Annotated in this window: 14 protein-coding genes; 9 read left to right on the top strand and 5 right to left on the bottom strand. The window is 54.1% G+C overall.

The window, feature by feature from the left end:
* Positions 1-13 precede the first annotated feature (13 nt).
* Positions 14-1,225, top strand: a complete 1,212-nt coding sequence (gene fliB / locus G544_RS0115770) for a flagellin lysine-N-methylase (RefSeq protein WP_027275495.1) — start codon at positions 14-16, stop codon at positions 1,223-1,225.
* 48 nt (positions 1,226-1,273) lie between these two features.
* On the opposite strand, the gene G544_RS0115765 is transcribed toward fliB, so the two are convergent.
* Together G544_RS0115765 and G544_RS0115760 are read right to left on the bottom strand one after the other, a co-directional pair.
* Positions 1,274-2,521: an enolase C-terminal domain-like protein gene (locus G544_RS0115765; protein ID WP_027275494.1), complete on the bottom strand. Its 1,248-nt coding sequence runs from the start codon at positions 2,519-2,521 to the stop codon at positions 1,274-1,276.
* Between the two features lie 206 nt (positions 2,522-2,727).
* Positions 2,728-3,432: a FadR/GntR family transcriptional regulator gene (locus G544_RS0115760; RefSeq protein WP_027275493.1), complete on the bottom strand. Its 705-nt coding sequence runs from the start codon at positions 3,430-3,432 to the stop codon at positions 2,728-2,730.
* Between the two features lie 177 nt (positions 3,433-3,609).
* Here G544_RS0115760 and G544_RS0115755 point away from each other — a divergent pair, with 177 nt between their 5' ends.
* The 3 genes from G544_RS0115755 to G544_RS0115745 all read left to right on the top strand — a co-directional run bounded on the left by G544_RS0115755 (position 3,610) and on the right by G544_RS0115745 (position 7,005).
* Positions 3,610-4,383, top strand: coding sequence for an SDR family oxidoreductase (locus tag G544_RS0115755; protein ID WP_027275492.1), 774 nt, complete (start codon positions 3,610-3,612; stop codon positions 4,381-4,383).
* A 59-nt stretch (positions 4,384-4,442) separates the two neighbouring features.
* Positions 4,443-5,489 carry an L-idonate 5-dehydrogenase gene (gene idnD, locus G544_RS0115750; RefSeq protein WP_036024297.1) on the top strand — a complete coding sequence of 349 codons (1,047 nt, stop codon included), beginning with the start codon at positions 4,443-4,445 and terminating at the stop codon, positions 5,487-5,489.
* Between the two features lie 148 nt (positions 5,490-5,637).
* Positions 5,638-7,005 (top strand): MFS transporter, encoded by a 1,368-nt coding sequence (locus tag G544_RS0115745; protein ID WP_027275490.1) that lies wholly within the window; start codon positions 5,638-5,640, stop codon positions 7,003-7,005.
* A gap of 122 nt (positions 7,006-7,127) precedes the next feature.
* Here G544_RS0115745 and groL read toward each other — a convergent pair whose 3' ends face one another.
* From groL to G544_RS0115730, 3 genes are all read right to left on the bottom strand, one after another.
* Entirely contained in the window at positions 7,128-8,774 is a 1,647-nt protein-coding gene (gene groL / locus G544_RS0115740) for a chaperonin GroEL (protein ID WP_027275489.1), read from the bottom strand.
* Between the two features lie 52 nt (positions 8,775-8,826).
* Positions 8,827-9,120: a co-chaperone GroES gene (locus G544_RS0115735; RefSeq protein ID WP_027275488.1), complete on the bottom strand. Its 294-nt coding sequence runs from the start codon at positions 9,118-9,120 to the stop codon at positions 8,827-8,829.
* Between the two features lie 181 nt (positions 9,121-9,301).
* Positions 9,302-9,787 (bottom strand): FxsA family protein, encoded by a 486-nt coding sequence (locus G544_RS0115730; protein WP_027275487.1) that lies wholly within the window; start codon positions 9,785-9,787, stop codon positions 9,302-9,304.
* A gap of 405 nt (positions 9,788-10,192) precedes the next feature.
* Between G544_RS0115730 and aspA the strand changes: the two genes are divergently transcribed.
* From aspA to G544_RS0115705, 5 genes are all read left to right on the top strand, one after another.
* Positions 10,193-11,617 (top strand): aspartate ammonia-lyase, encoded by a 1,425-nt coding sequence (gene aspA / locus G544_RS0115725; protein ID WP_027275486.1) that lies wholly within the window; start codon positions 10,193-10,195, stop codon positions 11,615-11,617.
* 248 nt (positions 11,618-11,865) lie between these two features.
* On the top strand, positions 11,866-13,167 hold the full coding sequence (locus tag G544_RS0115720) for an anaerobic C4-dicarboxylate transporter (RefSeq protein WP_027275485.1): 1,302 nt from the start codon (positions 11,866-11,868) through the stop codon (positions 13,165-13,167).
* A 152-nt stretch (positions 13,168-13,319) separates the two neighbouring features.
* A complete protein-coding gene (gene cutA, locus G544_RS0115715) occupies positions 13,320-13,664 on the top strand; it encodes a divalent cation tolerance protein CutA (RefSeq protein ID WP_036024293.1) in 345 nt (114 codons plus the stop codon).
* Positions 13,640-15,382 (top strand): protein-disulfide reductase DsbD, encoded by a 1,743-nt coding sequence (locus G544_RS0115710; RefSeq protein WP_027275483.1) that lies wholly within the window; start codon positions 13,640-13,642, stop codon positions 15,380-15,382. The genes cutA and G544_RS0115710 overlap by 25 nt, the downstream gene beginning before the upstream one ends.
* Before the next feature lie 31 nt (positions 15,383-15,413).
* On the top strand, positions 15,414-16,445 hold the full coding sequence (locus G544_RS0115705) for a DUF1176 domain-containing protein (protein ID WP_027275482.1): 1,032 nt from the start codon (positions 15,414-15,416) through the stop codon (positions 16,443-16,445).
* The last annotated feature ends 8 nt before the right edge of the window (positions 16,446-16,453 follow it).

Genomic DNA, 16,453 nt, shown 5'->3' with positions numbered 1-16,453 from the left:
GCCAAAGATCACTATGAACATTATCACGATTTATGAACCTGAATACGTAAGGCGTTTTCAGTGCAACGGTGGTGGCTGTTTATGTACTTGCTGTATAGGAAAGGCGATCCCGTTAGATAAAACCAGTACGCGTTCCTATCTCAAAAGCCCCGACGTCACGATACGCAACATCGCCCAACAAAACATTCAGGTGGAAAAAGTCGACGTTGACAACTGGAGCACCATTGCGCTCAACGGCGACAACTACTGCCCGTTTTTTGATAAATCGCGTTCTTGCACCTATTGTCGCATCGGCGACCGCGCCGATCTGCACACGCGCCCGCCCTTTTGCCTGGACTATCCCTACGTCAACGTGCGCTGGCAGAATGAAGTCCGCAAAAGTTTGGCCATTGAATGCCCGGAGGCCTGCGGCCAGATCCTGATGAACCAGACGTCAATCTGGATGGAGTCTCAAAAGCAGATCGCAAGCCACAGCCAGTCGCCTCTCAATAACGTCTATCAGGCCGTCAACGCGGCCTGTATGTCACAGGCGCTGCGCCCGGAAATGTCGCCTGCGGAAAGGCTGTACGCGATAGGCCGGCTAATGCTGTCCATCCCGGCTGAACGCTATGGCGATCGCAGATGCGCCGCACAAATAAAAGAAGAACTGAACGAACGAGCGGCCGCGTTTAGCCTTGATGAAATCCAGCGTCAAATGCAAAACGTCGTCTACGATCGGGGGGCGCGCTGGAAGCTGTTTGCTGAAATCGGCGCGCGCGTGGCGCAGCTTGCGAACTCGGAAACAACGCCGTCGATGGCCAGCTTCTGGGAAAGCATCTATCGGGACATAACCCAACAGACGCCGGAAAGCGGCCCTGAAAAGATGTCAATGCTGGAAGATGCCTGGCAGCGCAGCGTGTTGCCCATATTTAAAGACTATCCGCACGTGTTCACCAACTATCTGTTCTATCGTCTGTATCACGACGGGTTTCCTTATCATCCTAGGATGTCCACTTACGAGTGCTACTATCAGCTAGTTACCGACTGCTTTGTCATTCGCAATCTGATTGCCTATTGGTCTATCACTCACGTAAGAACGAAAAAGGCCAGGATGATAGACATCGTGAACATCTATCACCGCTGGCGCCGCCAGTACTCGGATGCCTATCAGCAGTCGGCTGACAGCCTCAAGGCGTCGGGGCTGTATCACCCGGAAAGGATTTATACGCTGTTGAACCACTGGTAGAACGTGCGCGTCAAAACGAGTCCAACGCGCCTTACGCCCTACTTTGTCTTACGGTCTGGCGGCCGTACCGTCAGGCAGGCGAGCGTTGGTCCACGACGGCAAGCCGCCCTCCACCGGGTATTTCTTCGCCTTCTCTTCATCGATATCGATTCCTAGTCCCGGCGCATCATTCAGGTAGGCATAGCCGTTATCAATCTCAGGGCAGCCGGGGAAAACTTCCCTCAGCGCATCGTTCATCGGCGTGTATTCCTGAACCCCCAGATTTGTAATGCTTAAATCGATGTGCATATTGGCCGCTACGCCAACCGGAGAAATATCCCCCGGCCCGTGCCAGGCGGTGCGCACGCCGTGGAACTCTGCCAGCGTCGCCAGCTTTTTCGCCGGCGTAATGCCGCCTATCATGCTGATGTGGCAGCGAATAAAGTCTATCAGGTGCTCCGTAATCAGGCGCTTATACTCCGCCACGTGGACAAACAGTTCGCCAATGGCGATGGGCGTTGACGTTTGGCTGCGCATGACGTTAAGGAAATCAACTTGCTCCGGCGCCACCGGATCCTCAAGGTAAAACAGGCGATAGGGTTCCAGCGACTTGGCCATTTGCAGCGCGGCCACCGGCTGTACGCGCTCATGCACGTCGTGGATAAACTCCACGTCAAAACCAATTTTATTTCTCAGGTGGTCAAAAAACTGCGGAATGCTTCTGGCGTAAGCGTCCGGATCGAAGTATATCCCAGGCGTGCGGGAGCGAGGGGAGCGCTTGGGCCGAATGTCCTTCGCCCGGTTGAGCTGAGTTGCAATCAGCTTCAGGTCGTCGGTACCGGCTCCGCCGTACATGCCCATTTGGCAGCGAACGTACTGATAGCCCTCTTCCATCGCGGCCAAAATATTGTCTTCCGCTTCAACCGCATCGGCGCCATCGCAGTGGCGGTAGAGCGGGATGCCGTCCCGGCACTTTCCGCCCAACAGCTGGTAAACCGGCATGTTAGCCATCTTACCTTTGATGTCCCAAAGCGCCATATCGATGGCGGAAACGGCGTTGTTCATCACCGGCCCGTTGCGCCAATAGCCGCTGACGACCGCGGACTGCCAGATATCCTCAATGCGCTCGGCGTCTTTTCCTATCAAAAATGGGCGAATGTAGTCATCAATAGCCGCCTTTACCGCAAAGATCCGCTGCGTAAACGTGGCGCAGCCGAGCCCGTATAGGCCATCCTGATTGGTTTCCACCTTAACGACCACCAGATCGATTCCCCCCGGCGCCGTCAGGATCGTTTTGACGTTTGTAACTGTAACCATTAATGACTCCTGAAATTGAGATTAAACACCTTCACGTTATGCTGAATACAATTATGTTGTATGACATCATATATCAATGAGGTATTACTACCAGAGGAAAATGGCAAAATCAAGCGGCTTTAAAAATAAAGATAAGTAGAAACGGTAAGCGGGAAAAGCGCCGACCGGGCTCAAATCGCCCGGCGTCAGGGGAAGGTAGGGTTAACTCAGATGTTTTCCAGGCTGTTGATCATCACGACGTTTTCCGCCATTGCCTTGTCCAGGCACTGCTTCGCCGTTTCAACATCGTGGTTCTTGATGGCCATAAAAATCTTGATGTGTGCGTCGATGCTTTCCAGCGTAATGCCGAGCACCCGGTTCAGCTCTTCAAGATAGAAGTAATACATGTCCTTAATGTATTTGATGGTATGGGAGAACACCTTGTTGTGGGCGGCATGAATAATCGCCATGTGAAAATCCAAATCCGCCTGCGAGTACTTTTTATAGTCGTTTTTACTCACCAGCATGCGGTTAAGCGCGTCCTCAATAGCGAGGATATCTTCCGGCGTAGCGTTCTCTACCGCCAGCTCTATGCATTTGAATTCAACGCTTTGGCGGAAAAACATCATATCCATAAACTCTTTCTTGGTCAGGTGCAGGATAGGCCGGTTTTGATAAAGCATTTCAAAGCTGTCGAACTCGCTGGAAACGAAGGAGCCCTTCCCGTGCTTGGTATAAATCAGTCCCAGATTCCTGAGCTTTTGCACCGCGCTGCGGATACTGGTTCTGCTAACGTTAAACATCTCGCTAAGCTCAAACTCTGACGGCAGCTTATCTCCTTTAGGCCACTCGCCGTCGAGAATTTTTTTCTGCATTTTCTGATAGACCGCTTCGGCAATGTTATTGCGCGTTATTACGTCGTCGTTATCCATAGCGCCTCATAGATTTATTGCAAGCAAGATCACAAAAAGGAAGATTCGATATTGTTGGAAGTATATCAAGAAGGTATTACTGTTGCCAGTTATGTGTTGTATGACAAGTTGATGTAATACAACATTACCACGTGAAATTGGTTTTATTTACGACAGTCAAAGCAAAGGTAATACACAATGGATGCTCTTAATCTCTTTAATTTAAAAGGTAAAACGGCCCTGATTACCGGTTCGGCGCGAGGGCTCGGCTTCGCTTATGCGCAAGGCCTGGCCTCTGCCGGCGCGTCGATTATCCTCAGCGACATTAGGGAAGACACCCTCAATGAAGCCGTTTCACAGCTGCGCGGTCAGGGCTACCAAGCGCGAGGCTGCGTACTGGATGTGTCAAAAGAAGAGCAGATCGTCGACGCCTTTAACGCCTTCGACCGCGACGGCGTACAGGTAGATATCGTTATCAACAACGCCGGCATTCAACACCGCCAGCCGATGGTGGAGCTTGCGCTAAAAGACTGGCAAAAGGTGGTAGACATCCATCTTACCGGTTCGTTTCTGGTGTCCCGCGAGGCGGCCAAAAGAATGATTGCGCGCGGCACCGGCGGGAAGTTCATTAACATCTGTTCACTGACCAGCGAGCAGGCCCGCCCGACCGTAGCGCCCTACACTGCGGCCAAGGGCGGTATCAAGATGCTGACCCGTGCGATGTCCGCCGAGTGGGGACAGCACAACATTCAGGCCAACGCCATCGGCCCCGGCTATATCCTGACAGACATGAACGAAGCGCTGATTAAAGACGTCGAGTTTGACGCCTGGGTGAAAAACAGCAACCCGGCCAAGCGCTGGGGAAAGACCGAAGAGCTTATCGGCACCGCCGTATTTTTATCATCGCGCGCCTCCGACTATATCAATGGGCAGGTAATTTACGTGGACGGCGGCTGGCTGGCGGTGCTTTAACGCTCTCATTCCCGACTATCTCCAGTTAACCCGGCTTACGTTAAGAGAGTTATATCAAGATGGAAATAAAAACCCTGACGTTCGAAGCCTGCATGATGCATGGCCAGAAGGCGGTCAAAGTCGAACCGCAGTCGCTCACCTACTCACCGCAGGATACCGTCGTCAAAGTCGAGTGCGGCGGCATCTGCGGCTCCGACATTCACTACTATTACGAAGGTCGTGCTGGCCTGTCGGTCATTAAGCACCCTATGACGATCGGCCACGAATTTGTTGGCCGGATCCACCAGGCGCCAGAGGGATCGCCCCTCAAAGTCGGCCAAAAGGTCGCCGTCAATCCGTCCCAGCCCTGTAACCACTGCGCCTTTTGCCTCGAAGGCAAACAAAACGAGTGTCCCAATATGCGGTTTATGGGCAGCGCTCAGTTTAACCCGCACGTTGGCGGCGGGTTCGCCCAGTACGTTAGCGTCTCTCAGGCCCAGTGCCACCCTTACGATGAGAGCGTCGCGGCGCGGATAATGGCGTTCGCCGAACCGACCTCTGTCGCCATCCATGCGGTTAACGTCGCGGGCAGCATTGTGGGTAAGCGCGTGCTGGTTATCGGCGCCGGCCCTATCGGCGCGTTGACGATGTCGGCGGCAAAAGCGGCGGGCGCAGCCGAGGTTATCGCCTCGGACCTCAGCGAAAGGTGCAGAAGCATTGCGCTGGAAATGGGCGCTGACGGAAGCTTCGACCCGCGTGATGCCGAATCAACCGAGCGCTATTATCGGGATCGCGGCTATTTTGACGTGGTTTTTGAGGCCAGCGGCGCACAGGCCGCCGTTGAATCCGCCGTTTTCGCAACCCGCCCTAACGGCGTTATTGTGCAAATCGGCATGGGCGCAAGCCCCGTTCAGTTCCCGGTGGCTCAAATGCTGGCAAAAGAGCTTTCGTGGAAAGGCTCGTTCCGCTTCATCAACGAGTTCGCTACCGCGGTTGCGTGGCTGGAAAAGGGCATTATCGATCCTCGCCCAATCATCTCTGCAGAGTACGACTATCACCAGATTGAAGAAGCGCTGATTAAGGCCAGCGATAAAAACGTCTCTTCAAAAGTGCTGGTCACCTTTTAATTCATAGTAGGCCATTCGTAACGAAGCCTGATGGATGTGAATAACACATTCATCAGGCCAATCATACGGTTAACTTTAACAATCTTTATCGTCACGGATAAGGAGCAGGCTTCGTGACGCTAAAATTCGCTAATGTGATGGTGGAAACATGAGTCAATCTTCAAATAAAAATGAAAGAAGCGCTTCCGACCTGATCCGGGCCTCCGTCTCGGGATGGCTAGGCACCACGCTGGAATTTATGGACTTTCAGCTTTATTCCCTCGGCGCCGCATTGGTTTTTCACGAGGTGTTTTTCCCCGAGCAGTCCGGCGCAATGGCGCTAATACTGGCAATGGGCACCTACGGCGCAGGTTACGTCGCCCGCATCGTCGGGGCAGTCATCTTCGGTAAGATGGGCGACCGGGTCGGAAGAAAAAAAGTGCTGTTTATCACTATCGCCCTGATGGGGGTTTGTACGACGCTCATTGGGGCGCTCCCCACCTATCAACAGGTCGGGATTCTGGCGCCGATACTGCTGGTCGTGCTTCGCATCATTCAAGGGCTGGGCGCAGGCGCAGAAATCTCCGGCGCCAGCACCATGCTGGCCGAGTATGCCCCCGAGGGCAGAAAGGGCATTATCGCGTCGCTGGTCGCCATGGGCACCAACTGCGGTACGCTGAGCGCGACGGCTATCTGGGCATTTATGTTTTTCGCCTTCAGCAACGAGGACATCGTTTCCTGGGCCTGGCGCATTCCCTTCCTGGCCAGCTTTATCGTCATGGGTTTCGCCATCTGGCTGCGTATGAACCTGAAAGAAAGCCCGGTGTTTGAAGGCGTTCACGGTGAAAATGCGCCGTCGGCGGTAAAGCAGGAAAGCACTCCGGTTCTACAGATGCTGAGAGGGAAATCGTTCTGGATTGCAACGGGCCTACGCTTCGGTCAGGCAGGCAACTCGGGCATTATCCAGACCTTCCTTGCTGGCTATCTAGTACAGACGCTGCTGTTTAATAAGGCCATTCCGACCGATGCCATGATGCTAAGCTCAATCATCGGTTTCATCACTATCCCTCTCACCGGCTGGTTATCCGACAGGTTTGGGCGACGGATCCCCTACATTATACTGACGCTGGGTTCCATCATTCTGGCTTACCCCATGCTGTCCGTTGTCGTTGACGGCGCGCAGTCGGTCGGCACTATTACGCTGTGTCTGATCTTAATTCACAACGTCGCCGTACTGGGGCAGGCCGCGATTGAAGGCATTACGATGGCGGAGATGTTCGGCGCTAGGAATCGCTTTGCCCAGATGGCTATCTCCAAAGAGATCGGCGGCCTGTTTGCTACCGGCCTAGGGCCGCTGCTGGCGGGTATTTTCTGTCAGATGACGGGAAGTTGGTACCCGATCGTCATCATGATTATCGTTTACTCCTGCATCGGCCTAATATCGGCGCTGCTTATGCCGGAAGTCGGCGATCGCGATCTGCAGGACTTAAGGGACGCAACGGACTGTGAGGCGCTAAGCCTAAGCCGCGCTTCGTAGCGACAGCCTTTCATCGAAGCACAAAAAAACGGGCAGGATGATTATCCTGCCCGTTTTATTTTTTGGATGCGGCTCCCGCGATGATGCAAGAAGCCGTCGGCATTTATGCAGCTTTCGCTACATTACATCATGCCGCCCATTCCACCCATGCCGCCCATACCGCCAGCAGCGCCTAAATCAGGTGCGTCGCCTTTCGGCAGGTCGGTAACCATGCACTCGGTAGTGATCATCAGGCCAGCGATAGAAGCCGCGTACTGCAGCGCAGAACGGGTAACCTTGGTCGGGTCCAGGATGCCCATTTCGATCATATCGCCGTACTGCTCGGTTGCAGCGTTATAGCCGTAGCTGCCTTCGCCCGCCTTCACGTTGTTAGCAACAACGGACGGCTCTTCACCGGCGTTAGCTACGATTTGACGCAGAGGCGCTTCCATCGCGCGCAGCGCTACGCGAACGCCCACGTTTTGATCTTCGTTATCACCCTTCACGCCGGTGATCTTGGCCGCTACGCGAATCAGCGCAACGCCGCCGCCGGCAACAACGCCTTCTTCAACCGCTGCGCGAGTCGCCTGCAGGGCGTCTTCTACGCGGGCTTTCTTCTCTTTCATTTCGATCTCGGTCGCTGCACCCACTTTCAGTACGGCAACGCCGCCGGCCAGTTTGGCCACGCGCTCTTGCAGTTTTTCGCGATCGTAGTCAGACGTTGCTTCTTCGATTTGCTGACGAATCTGAGCCACGCGGCCTTTGATTGCGTCTTCTTCACCTACGCCGTCGATGATGGTGGTGGTATCTTTATTGATAACCACGCGCTTGGCCTGACCCAGATCTTCCAGAGTCGCTTTTTCCAGCTCCAGACCGATTTCTTCAGAAATTACGGTACCGCCGGTCAGAGTAGCGATGTCTTGCAGCATGGCCTTACGACGATCGCCGAAGCCCGGCGCCTTAACGGCCGCAACCTTAACGATGCCGCGCATGGTGTTAACCACCAGCGTAGCCAGCGCTTCGCCTTCAACGTCTTCAGCAACGATAGCCAGAGGCTTGCCGGCTTTAGCAACGGCTTCCAGCACCGGCAGCATTTCGCGGATGTTGGAGATCTTCTTGTCTACCAGCAGGATGAACGGGCTTTCCAGCTCAACGGCGCCGGTTTCAGGCTTGTTGATGAAGTAAGGTGACAGGTAGCCGCGATCGAACTGCATGCCTTCTACCACGTCCAGCTCGTCTTCCAGGCCGGTGCCTTCTTCAACGGTGATAACGCCTTCTTTACCTACTTTCTCCATCGCTTCAGCGATCAGTGCGCCTACGGTCGCGTCGGAGTTAGCGGAAATGGTGCCGACCTGAGCAATCGCCTTGGAGTCAGAGCACGGAACGGACAGCTTTTTCAGCTCTTCCACGGCTGCCACTACGGCTTTGTCGATACCGCGCTTCAGATCCATCGGGTTCATACCGGCGGCAACGGCTTTCAGGCCTTCGGTGATGATGGACTGAGCCAGCACGGTTGCGGTTGTCGTACCGTCACCGGCAGCGTCGTTGGCTTTGGAAGCAACTTCCTTCACCATCTGCGCGCCCATGTTTTCAAACTTGTCGTCCAGCTCGATTTCGCGGGCGACGGACACGCCGTCCTTCGTAATGGTCGGAGCGCCGAAAGACTTATCCAACACTACGTTACGGCCTTTCGGGCCCAGAGTTACTTTTACCGCGTCTGCCAGAACATTCACGCCGCGCAGCATCTTGGTGCGAGCGTCATTACCAAATTTTACGTCTTTAGCTGCCATCTTTAGGTATCCCTTAACTTTTAATTCAGTTCAAAAAAAAGAGCGTTCTAAATTACGCTTCAACAATCGCCAGGATGTCGCTCTCGGACATGATCAGCACTTCGTCGTTATCGATCTTTTCTGATTTAACGCCGTAACCATCGTTAAAAATAACGATATCGCCGACTTTTACGTCCAGGGCTTTTACTTCGCCGTTTTCTAAAATACGACCGTTGCCGACCGCCAGTACTTCACCGCGAGTAGATTTTCCCGCTGCGGAACCGGTCAATACGATGCCGCCAGCTGATTTGGTTTCTACATCTTTACGCTTGACGATCACGCGGTCATGTAATGGACGAATTTTCATTGATAGCTCTCCTTTGAGAAAGTCCTTACCAGGTTTAGGGTTAAGCGGATAATCGTTTTATCCGCCTTGTGGATTTCATAATGGGGGCAGAACCGAAGGCTTCAAGGGGGAAAATGAAAAAAAATTTACGCCTGCGCGATATATCGCGGTTTAGCGGCAAATTGCGCGCAAACATAGCAGACTATTTGTCGTTCTTGTCGTCAATACGCCGATCGCTATCGTCGTTTTTCCGCTCAAACTCGCCTTCTACGGTATAGCCGCCCTGAGACCCTGCGCCGGCGTCGCCGGCAGAAAAGCCGGAAGGCGGACGAAAAACGTGAATATAGGGCATCATTCGCAGCGTAAGCAGCTTTTGCACCGGCGGCAGCAGCAGCAACAGGCCGAGAAAGTCGGTAAAAAAGCCGGGGATAAGCAGAAGAAAGCCGGCAATAAATAAAGAAACGCTTTTAACCATTTCCGCCGCAGGATTTTCCCCCTGCGCCAGCTTGGTTTGCATTTGAATTAGCGTACGAAGCCCCTGCTGACGCACCATAGAAACGCCCAGGCATGAGGTGGCGATAATCAGTATTAACGTTAGCGCAACGCCAAATACATCGGAAACTTTAATAAATAGCGTAATCTCTATATAGACCAGCAAGAACAATAAAATAAGCGGAAACCAACGCACGAGAGCTCCTTAATGCAATAAAATCATTATGTTTTATGTATTTATGTTAAAGATTTCCTACCGAAAGTAGGCAAACGTTTAACATCACATAGACCCTTTATTAACCCATCATTAAAAAACGATATTCCAGTTTAATATCCTGCCATAAAGGCAATCATACAGTGACGTTATCTTTAAAATTCTCATATGACGACAAAAACACCAACTACCTATTTAGTGTGATTTAAATCACGTTTATGCCATTTAAATTTCTTATGATGTCAATTATCTGATCTAGGTTCATACTTTTGGTGAAAAGGAGCTTATGATCTTCGGCATCGAAAGCTACAACGCTTTTGTGATAGAAGTCTTTTTAGTAGCTTGTTTTTCACTGTTTATTCATCTTGGTATAAAAAGAAGGTTTACATGTCAAATAATATCCGTATTGAAGAAGACCTGTTAGGCACACGCGAAGTTCCTGCCGAAGCATACTACGGCGTTCACACTCTGCGTGCTATCGAAAACTTTTATATCAGCAACAGCAAAATCAGCGACGTTCCTGAGTTTGTTCGCGGCATGGTAATGGTGAAAAAAGCAGCGGCAATGGCGAACAAGGAGTTAAAAACGATTCCTCGCGCAATCGCTGACACAATCATTCAAGCCTGTGATGAAGTTCTGAAAAACGGCAAGTGCATGGATCAGTTCCCGGTTGACGTTTACCAAGGCGGTGCCGGTACATCCGTCAACATGAACACCAACGAAGTTATCGCCAACATCGGCCTGGAGCTGATGGGCCACCAAAAAGGCGAATATCAATACCTGAACCCGAACGACCACGTCAACAAGTGCCAGTCAACCAACGACGCCTACCCGACCGGTTTCCGCATCGCCGTTTACGCTTCTCTGATGAAGCTGGTTGACTCCATCGAAGTGCTGCGCGCCGGTTTCGACCGCAAAGCGGAAGAGTTTAAAGAAGTCCTGAAAATGGGCCGTACTCAGCTGCAAGACGCCGTTCCGATGACTCTGGGTCAAGAATTCCACGCGTTTAGCGTACTGCTGAAAGAAGAAGTGAAGAACATCCACCGCACCGCTGAGCTGCTGCTGGAAGTTAACCTTGGCGCTACCGCTATCGGTACCGGCCTGAACACGCCGAAAGAGTACTCTCCTCTGGCAGTGAAAAAACTGGCTGAAGTCACCGGCTTTGCCTGCGTTCTGGCTGAAGACCTGATCGAAGCGACCTCTGACTGCGGCGCTTACGTTATGGTTCACGGCGCGCTCAAGCGCCTGGCCGTTAAGATGTCCAAGATCTGTAACGACCTTCGTTTGCTGTCCTCCGGCCCGCGCGCTGGCTTAAACGAAATCAACCTGCCTGAACTGCAGGCCGGTTCTTCCATCATGCCGGCTAAAGTTAACCCGGTTGTTCCTGAAGTCGTTAACCAGGTTTGCTTCAAAGTCATCGGTAACGACACCTGCGTCACCATGGCGGCGGAAGCCGGCCAGCTGCAGTTGAACGTAATGGAACCCGTTATCGGCCAAGCCATGTTCGAGTCTATCAGCATCCTGTCTAACGCCTGCCATAACCTGGTTGAGAAGTGCGTTGACGGCATTACCGCTAACAAAGAAGTCTGTGAAGCGTTTGTCTTCAACTCAATCGGTATCGTTACCTATCTGAACCCGTTCATTGGCCACCACAACGGTGACATCGTCGGTAAGATTTGTGCCGAAACCGGTAAGAGCGTGCGCGAAGTTGTTCTGGAGCGCGGCCTGCTGACTGAAGCCCAGCTGGACGACATCTTCTCCGTGAAGAACCTGATGCACCCTGAGTACAAGGCTAAGCGCTACGACGACTAGTCATAAGGTCTATAAGACCAAACCTGTAGATGTTGAGTTGCCGCCTGCGGCAACGGTGTAAAGCCCAGGCTTGACCTGGGCGGCCGAAACGGCAAAAAACGCGACAACGTTAACAACCACGGGTATAGGAGACAAAAGGCATGTTATCGCACTGAAAACATGCCTTTTTACTATCCGCTGGCTTCTGTCAGCCCTTTATTTTGTGTTATCCCATTTTTTTAACACGCTTAAATCAAGGAAATAATAATATGTTAGCAGTGCAATTTGTGATCGTTCTGCTCGCGATATATCTGGGCTCCCGCTTGGGTGGTATTGCGATAGGCTACGCAGGTGGCCTTGGCGTGCTGGTGCTGACGCTGTTTTGTCAAATCAAACCCGGCAACATTCCTTTCGACGTTATTCAAATCATCATGTCCGTTATCGCAGCGATTGCCGCCATGCAGGTGGCCGGCGGTATGGACTATCTGGTTAGCCTGGCGGCCAAGCTGCTGCGCAAACACCCCAAATACATTACGTTCTTAGCCCCGGTCGTCACCTACGTCATGACGCTGTTCGCGGGTACCGGCCACACCGCATTCTCCACCATGCCGGTTATCGCCGAAGTGGCCAAGGGTCAGGGCATTCGTCCTTCTCGTCCGCTGTCTATCGCCGTTGTGGCGTCGCAAATCGCGATTACGGCGTCTCCAATTTCCGCCGCCGTAGTCTTCACCGCGGGCATTCTGGAGCCGGTGGGCGTTAGCTACCTCACCCTGCTGGGCATTTGTATCCCAACCACCTTTGTGGCCGTGATGCTGACCGCCATCGTCAGCAACTTCCTCGGCAGCGAGCTGAAGGACGATCCGGTGTACAAAGATCGCCTCGCCAAGGGCCTGGTCAGCGACGCCAAGGTTGCCGACATCGTCATTAAACCGGGCGCCAAGCTGTCGGTCGTGCTGTTCTTAATCGGCATCGTCGCCGTTATGGGCTACGCCACCGCCATCAGCAGCACCGTTGGGTTGATTAAGGATCCGCTCCTTGGTCGCGACCACGCTATCGTGACGTTCATGCTGACCATCGCTACCGCTATCTGCATCTTCTGTAAAATCGACACTAACCAGATCCTGAACGCCGCGACGTTCAAATCCGGTATGAGCGCCTGCGTCTGCGTACTGGGCGTTGCGTGGTTAGGCGATACTTTCGTACAGGCTCACATCAACGAGATCAAAGAGTTCTCTGGCGGCCTGCTGCAAGAGCACGCCTGGATGCTGGCTATCATTCTGTTCTTCGCCGCAACGCTCCTGTACTCTCAGGCCGCGACGGCGAAAGCCCTGCTGCCCGCCGCGCTGGCACTGGGCGTATCACCGGTTGGCGTTGTAGCGTCCTTCGCTGCGGTATCGGCGCTGTTCGTGCTGCCAACCTACCCCACCCTGCTGGCCGCCGTACAGATGGACGACACCGGCTCAACCCGCATCGGGAAGTTCGTGTTCAACCACTCCTTCCTGATCCCCGGCGTAGTGGCCATCGGCCTGTCGGTACTGTTTGGCTTCATCGTGGGTAATATGGTGCTGTAATCAATAAAAGTCTCTGGGAACCCACTGGGGGCGCTATATGCGCCCCCAGTTTTCTTTCCACTCTCTCCCTACGTTTACTGACAATCCCCCGTTCTGCCGGTATAGTGTTTCGCATGCGTCATGTGTTTCCCCCCACTCTCGAGGCAAACATAATGAAATCAGATGGTTCTGAAGCACCTTCCGCCCGTGCGGTTCTCGTCCTCTGTACCGCGCCCGATGAGGCCAGCGCGCAAGAGCTGGCGGCTAAAGCGCTGAACGCAAAGCTCGCCGCCTGCGTCACGCTGCTGCCCGGCGCAACCTCCCTCTACCACTGGCAGGGAAAGCTTGCGCAGGAATACGAAGTGCAGATGCTGCTAAAAACCAACCGGCAGCATCAGGAGGCGCTGATGGACATGCTGAAACAGAATCACTCTTACGAAACACCGGAGCTGCTGGCTATCGACGTCAGCGGCGGCAATAAAGACTATTTATCATGGCTAAACGGCTCTCTAAACTGATTGCACTCTTCTGGCTGGCGTTTGTTTTCAGCACTTTTAGCGTACAGGCCTCTCCGTTTGACGGCCTGTCCGGTAAGAACAAGTTTCTCAGCGTCGACAGCGCGTTCGCCTTTGATTTCCAGCAAAGCGGCCAGAAATTAACGCTCAAGTGGGACATCGCTCCCGGCTACTACCTTTACCAGCATCAGATAAAGATTGAGCCCACGGGCGCCGAACTGGCGCCGTTCACCCTGCCGCAGGCGCAAACCCATCACGATAACTTTTACGGCGACACGCTGGTGTACACCAAAGCGCTGGAAGTCCCTCTGACGCTGACGCAGTCCAGCAACGACGCCATCGTTACCGTCACCTATCAGGGCTGCGCCGAAGCGGGGTTCTGCTATCCGCCGGAAACCCGTAAAGTGCCGCTCAGCGCGCTGACCGAAGGCGGGCAACGGGCCGCGCCAAGCGCCGCTCAGGCTAACCTGCCGACCGGTGCGCCGCAAAGCCAGACGCAGGAACTGCCGTTCTCCCCGCTGTGGGCGCTGCTTATCGGCATCGTCGCCGCAGCGACGCCCTGCGTGTTGCCCATGTATCCGCTGATTTCCAGCCTGATCCTCGGCGGCAAGCAGCGCATGAGCCTTAAGCGCGCGTTCTTTCTGGCCTTCGTTTACGTTCAGGGCATGGCGGTCACCTATACCGCGCTCGGCATCGTGGTTGCCGCCGCCGGCATGCAGTTTCAGGCCTACTTCCAGCACCCGGCGGTGCTAATTGGCCTTTCCGCGCTGTTTATTTTGCTGGCGCTGTCGATGTTCGGCGTCTTTACGCTACAGATGCCCTCCTCCGTTCAAACCCGGCTTACCGAGTGGAGCAACGGCCAGAAGTCAGGCTCAACCTTCGGCGTCTTCGTGATGGGCGCGCTGGCGGGCCTTATCAGCTCGCCCTGCACTACCGCGCCGCTGACGGCCATTCTGCTGTACATCGCCCAAAGCGGCGACCTGCTGGTCGGCGGCGGTACGCTGTACCTGTATGCCTTGGGGATGGGCCTGCCCCTTATTCTGGTCGCTACCTTCGGCAACCAGCTGTTGCCCAAGAGCGGGCCGTGGATGGAGAGCGTTAAGGTCGCCTTTGGCTTTGTTATCCTAGCCCTGCCGGTGTTCCTGCTCGAGCGCGTCGTCGGCGACGTTTGGGGGCTTCGCATGTGGAGCGCGCTCGGCGTCGCCTTCTTCGCCTGGGCGTTTATCACAAGCCTTAAAGCTAATGCCGCCTGGGCGCGGGTCTTACAGATTATCCTGCTGGCGGCGGCGTTTATTTGCGCCCGCCCCCTGCAAGACTGGGCCTTCGGCGCGCCGACGGCTTCAGTGGCTCCTTCACAAAGCGGCTATGCCTACGTTTCCGACGTTGACGAGCTACAGCAGGCGCTTGTGCAGGCCAACGGCAGGCCGGTCATGCTTGACCTCTATGCCGACTGGTGCGTAACCTGCAAAGAGCTGGACAAAAAGACCCTTAGCCACCCCGACGTGGTTCAAGCGCTTTCCCGTGCGATGCTGCTTAAGGCGGACGTCACCGCCAATGAAGACCGCCACGCGCAGCTGTTAAAGCAGCTTAACGTGCTCGGGCTGCCCAGTATTCTGTTTTTCGACGCGCAGGGTAAAGAGATCGTCGATGCGCGCGTTACCGGCTTTATGGACGCGCAGGAATTCAAGGAACATCTGAAACACTACGGCATCGCCCCTTAGGGGCGATAAACGCTTATATATGGAGATAATCATGCGTACCCTATTGGCACTGACGCTAACTTTGCTTTTCACCCCCTTTATCTTCGCAGCTCAACCCGAAGGGATGTCGTTTAGCTATAAAGACTGGGAAATGACCTGTGACAATACCCGCACCTGCCGCGCGGCAGGGTACGGCGTTGAAGAAGGCGAAGTGTCCGTTCTGCTGACGCGCGAAGCAGGCGCTGGAAAAGAGGTGAGCGCCGTCGTCACCTTCGGCACCTTTGACGAACAGCCGGCGAGCGCCGAAAGCGTCACGATGGTTATCTACAACAAGCCCAAATTTACGCTTACGCCAGGGAAAGAAGGCGAGTGGCTTCTGACGCCCAAACAGGTCCCTGAGCTCATTGAGGCGTTGATCCAGTCTTATCGCATCGTGTTTTATCAAGGCTCAAAGGCGCGAGAACTTTCCAGCAGCGGCGTTAACGCCGTGTTATTGAAGATGGACGAATATCAGGGGCGGCTGGGCACCGTTGGCGCGCTCATCAAAAAAGGCAATAAGGACGAAAGCGGCGTTCTGCCCGCCGTTACGCCGCCCAAAATCGTTGCGGCGCCTGTTTACGTCGAAAGCGAAGAAAAGCCGTTCCCGCAGGACAGGCTGGCAGCTCTGTGGCCCACGCTGAGCAAGACCCTGCTCGACGAAGACTCCTGCTTCTCATCGAACAAAGACGAAGCTTCCAGCAAAGAAAACCTGCGAATCATTGCGTTAGATAAGGAGCACTCGCTTATCAAAGGCGCGTGCTGGATGGCGGCCTATAACTACGGCAACGCCTACTGGCTTGTCGACAGCGAGCTGAAAACGACGCCAACGCTGATTAATACCGACATCACGTTCTATGGAAACGGCGTGCTGATGTCTAGCCAGAAGGGGCGCGGCGTTGGCGACTGCTGGTCGCACGATGAATGGGTATGGGACGGCGAGAAATTCCAGAAAAGCCAGTCTTACGACACCGGCGCATGCAGAGCCATCAGCGCCGGCGGCACCTGGCAGCTGTACAGCTGGGTGACTGACGTAGTAAAACCCTAACGGGCTTT

The sequence above is a fragment of the Leminorella grimontii ATCC 33999 = DSM 5078 genome (assembly GCF_000439085.1).
GTDB lineage: Bacteria > Pseudomonadota > Gammaproteobacteria > Enterobacterales > Enterobacteriaceae > Leminorella > Leminorella grimontii.
Note: the sequence above shows the minus strand (reverse complement) of the source record. Positions and strands in the feature narration are given on the sequence as shown.

What these genes read in the sequence shown, in the direction of transcription:
- aspA (WP_027275486.1), top strand. Translation starts at nt 10,193, where the DNA reads ATGTCAAATAATATCCGTATTGAAGAAGACCTGTTAGGCACACGCGAA.
- G544_RS0115720 (WP_027275485.1), top strand. Translation starts at nt 11,866, where the DNA reads ATGTTAGCAGTGCAATTTGTGATCGTTCTGCTCGCGATATATCTGGGC.
- G544_RS0115755 (WP_027275492.1), top strand. Translation starts at nt 3,610, where the DNA reads ATGGATGCTCTTAATCTCTTTAATTTAAAAGGTAAAACGGCCCTGATT.
- cutA (WP_036024293.1), top strand. Translation starts at nt 13,320, where the DNA reads ATGAAATCAGATGGTTCTGAAGCACCTTCCGCCCGTGCGGTTCTCGTC.
- idnD (WP_036024297.1), top strand. Translation starts at nt 4,443, where the DNA reads ATGGAAATAAAAACCCTGACGTTCGAAGCCTGCATGATGCATGGCCAG.
- fliB (WP_027275495.1), top strand. Translation starts at nt 14, where the DNA reads ATGAACATTATCACGATTTATGAACCTGAATACGTAAGGCGTTTTCAG.
- G544_RS0115710 (WP_027275483.1), top strand. Translation starts at nt 13,640, where the DNA reads ATGGCTAAACGGCTCTCTAAACTGATTGCACTCTTCTGGCTGGCGTTT.
- G544_RS0115765 (WP_027275494.1), bottom strand. Translation starts at nt 2,521, where the DNA reads ATGGTTACAGTTACAAACGTCAAAACGATCCTGACGGCGCCGGGGGGA.
- G544_RS0115735 (WP_027275488.1), bottom strand. Translation starts at nt 9,120, where the DNA reads ATGAAAATTCGTCCATTACATGACCGCGTGATCGTCAAGCGTAAAGAT.
- groL (WP_027275489.1), bottom strand. Translation starts at nt 8,774, where the DNA reads ATGGCAGCTAAAGACGTAAAATTTGGTAATGACGCTCGCACCAAGATG.
- G544_RS0115760 (WP_027275493.1), bottom strand. Translation starts at nt 3,432, where the DNA reads ATGGATAACGACGACGTAATAACGCGCAATAACATTGCCGAAGCGGTC.
- G544_RS0115705 (WP_027275482.1), top strand. Translation starts at nt 15,414, where the DNA reads ATGCGTACCCTATTGGCACTGACGCTAACTTTGCTTTTCACCCCCTTT.
- G544_RS0115745 (WP_027275490.1), top strand. Translation starts at nt 5,638, where the DNA reads ATGAGTCAATCTTCAAATAAAAATGAAAGAAGCGCTTCCGACCTGATC.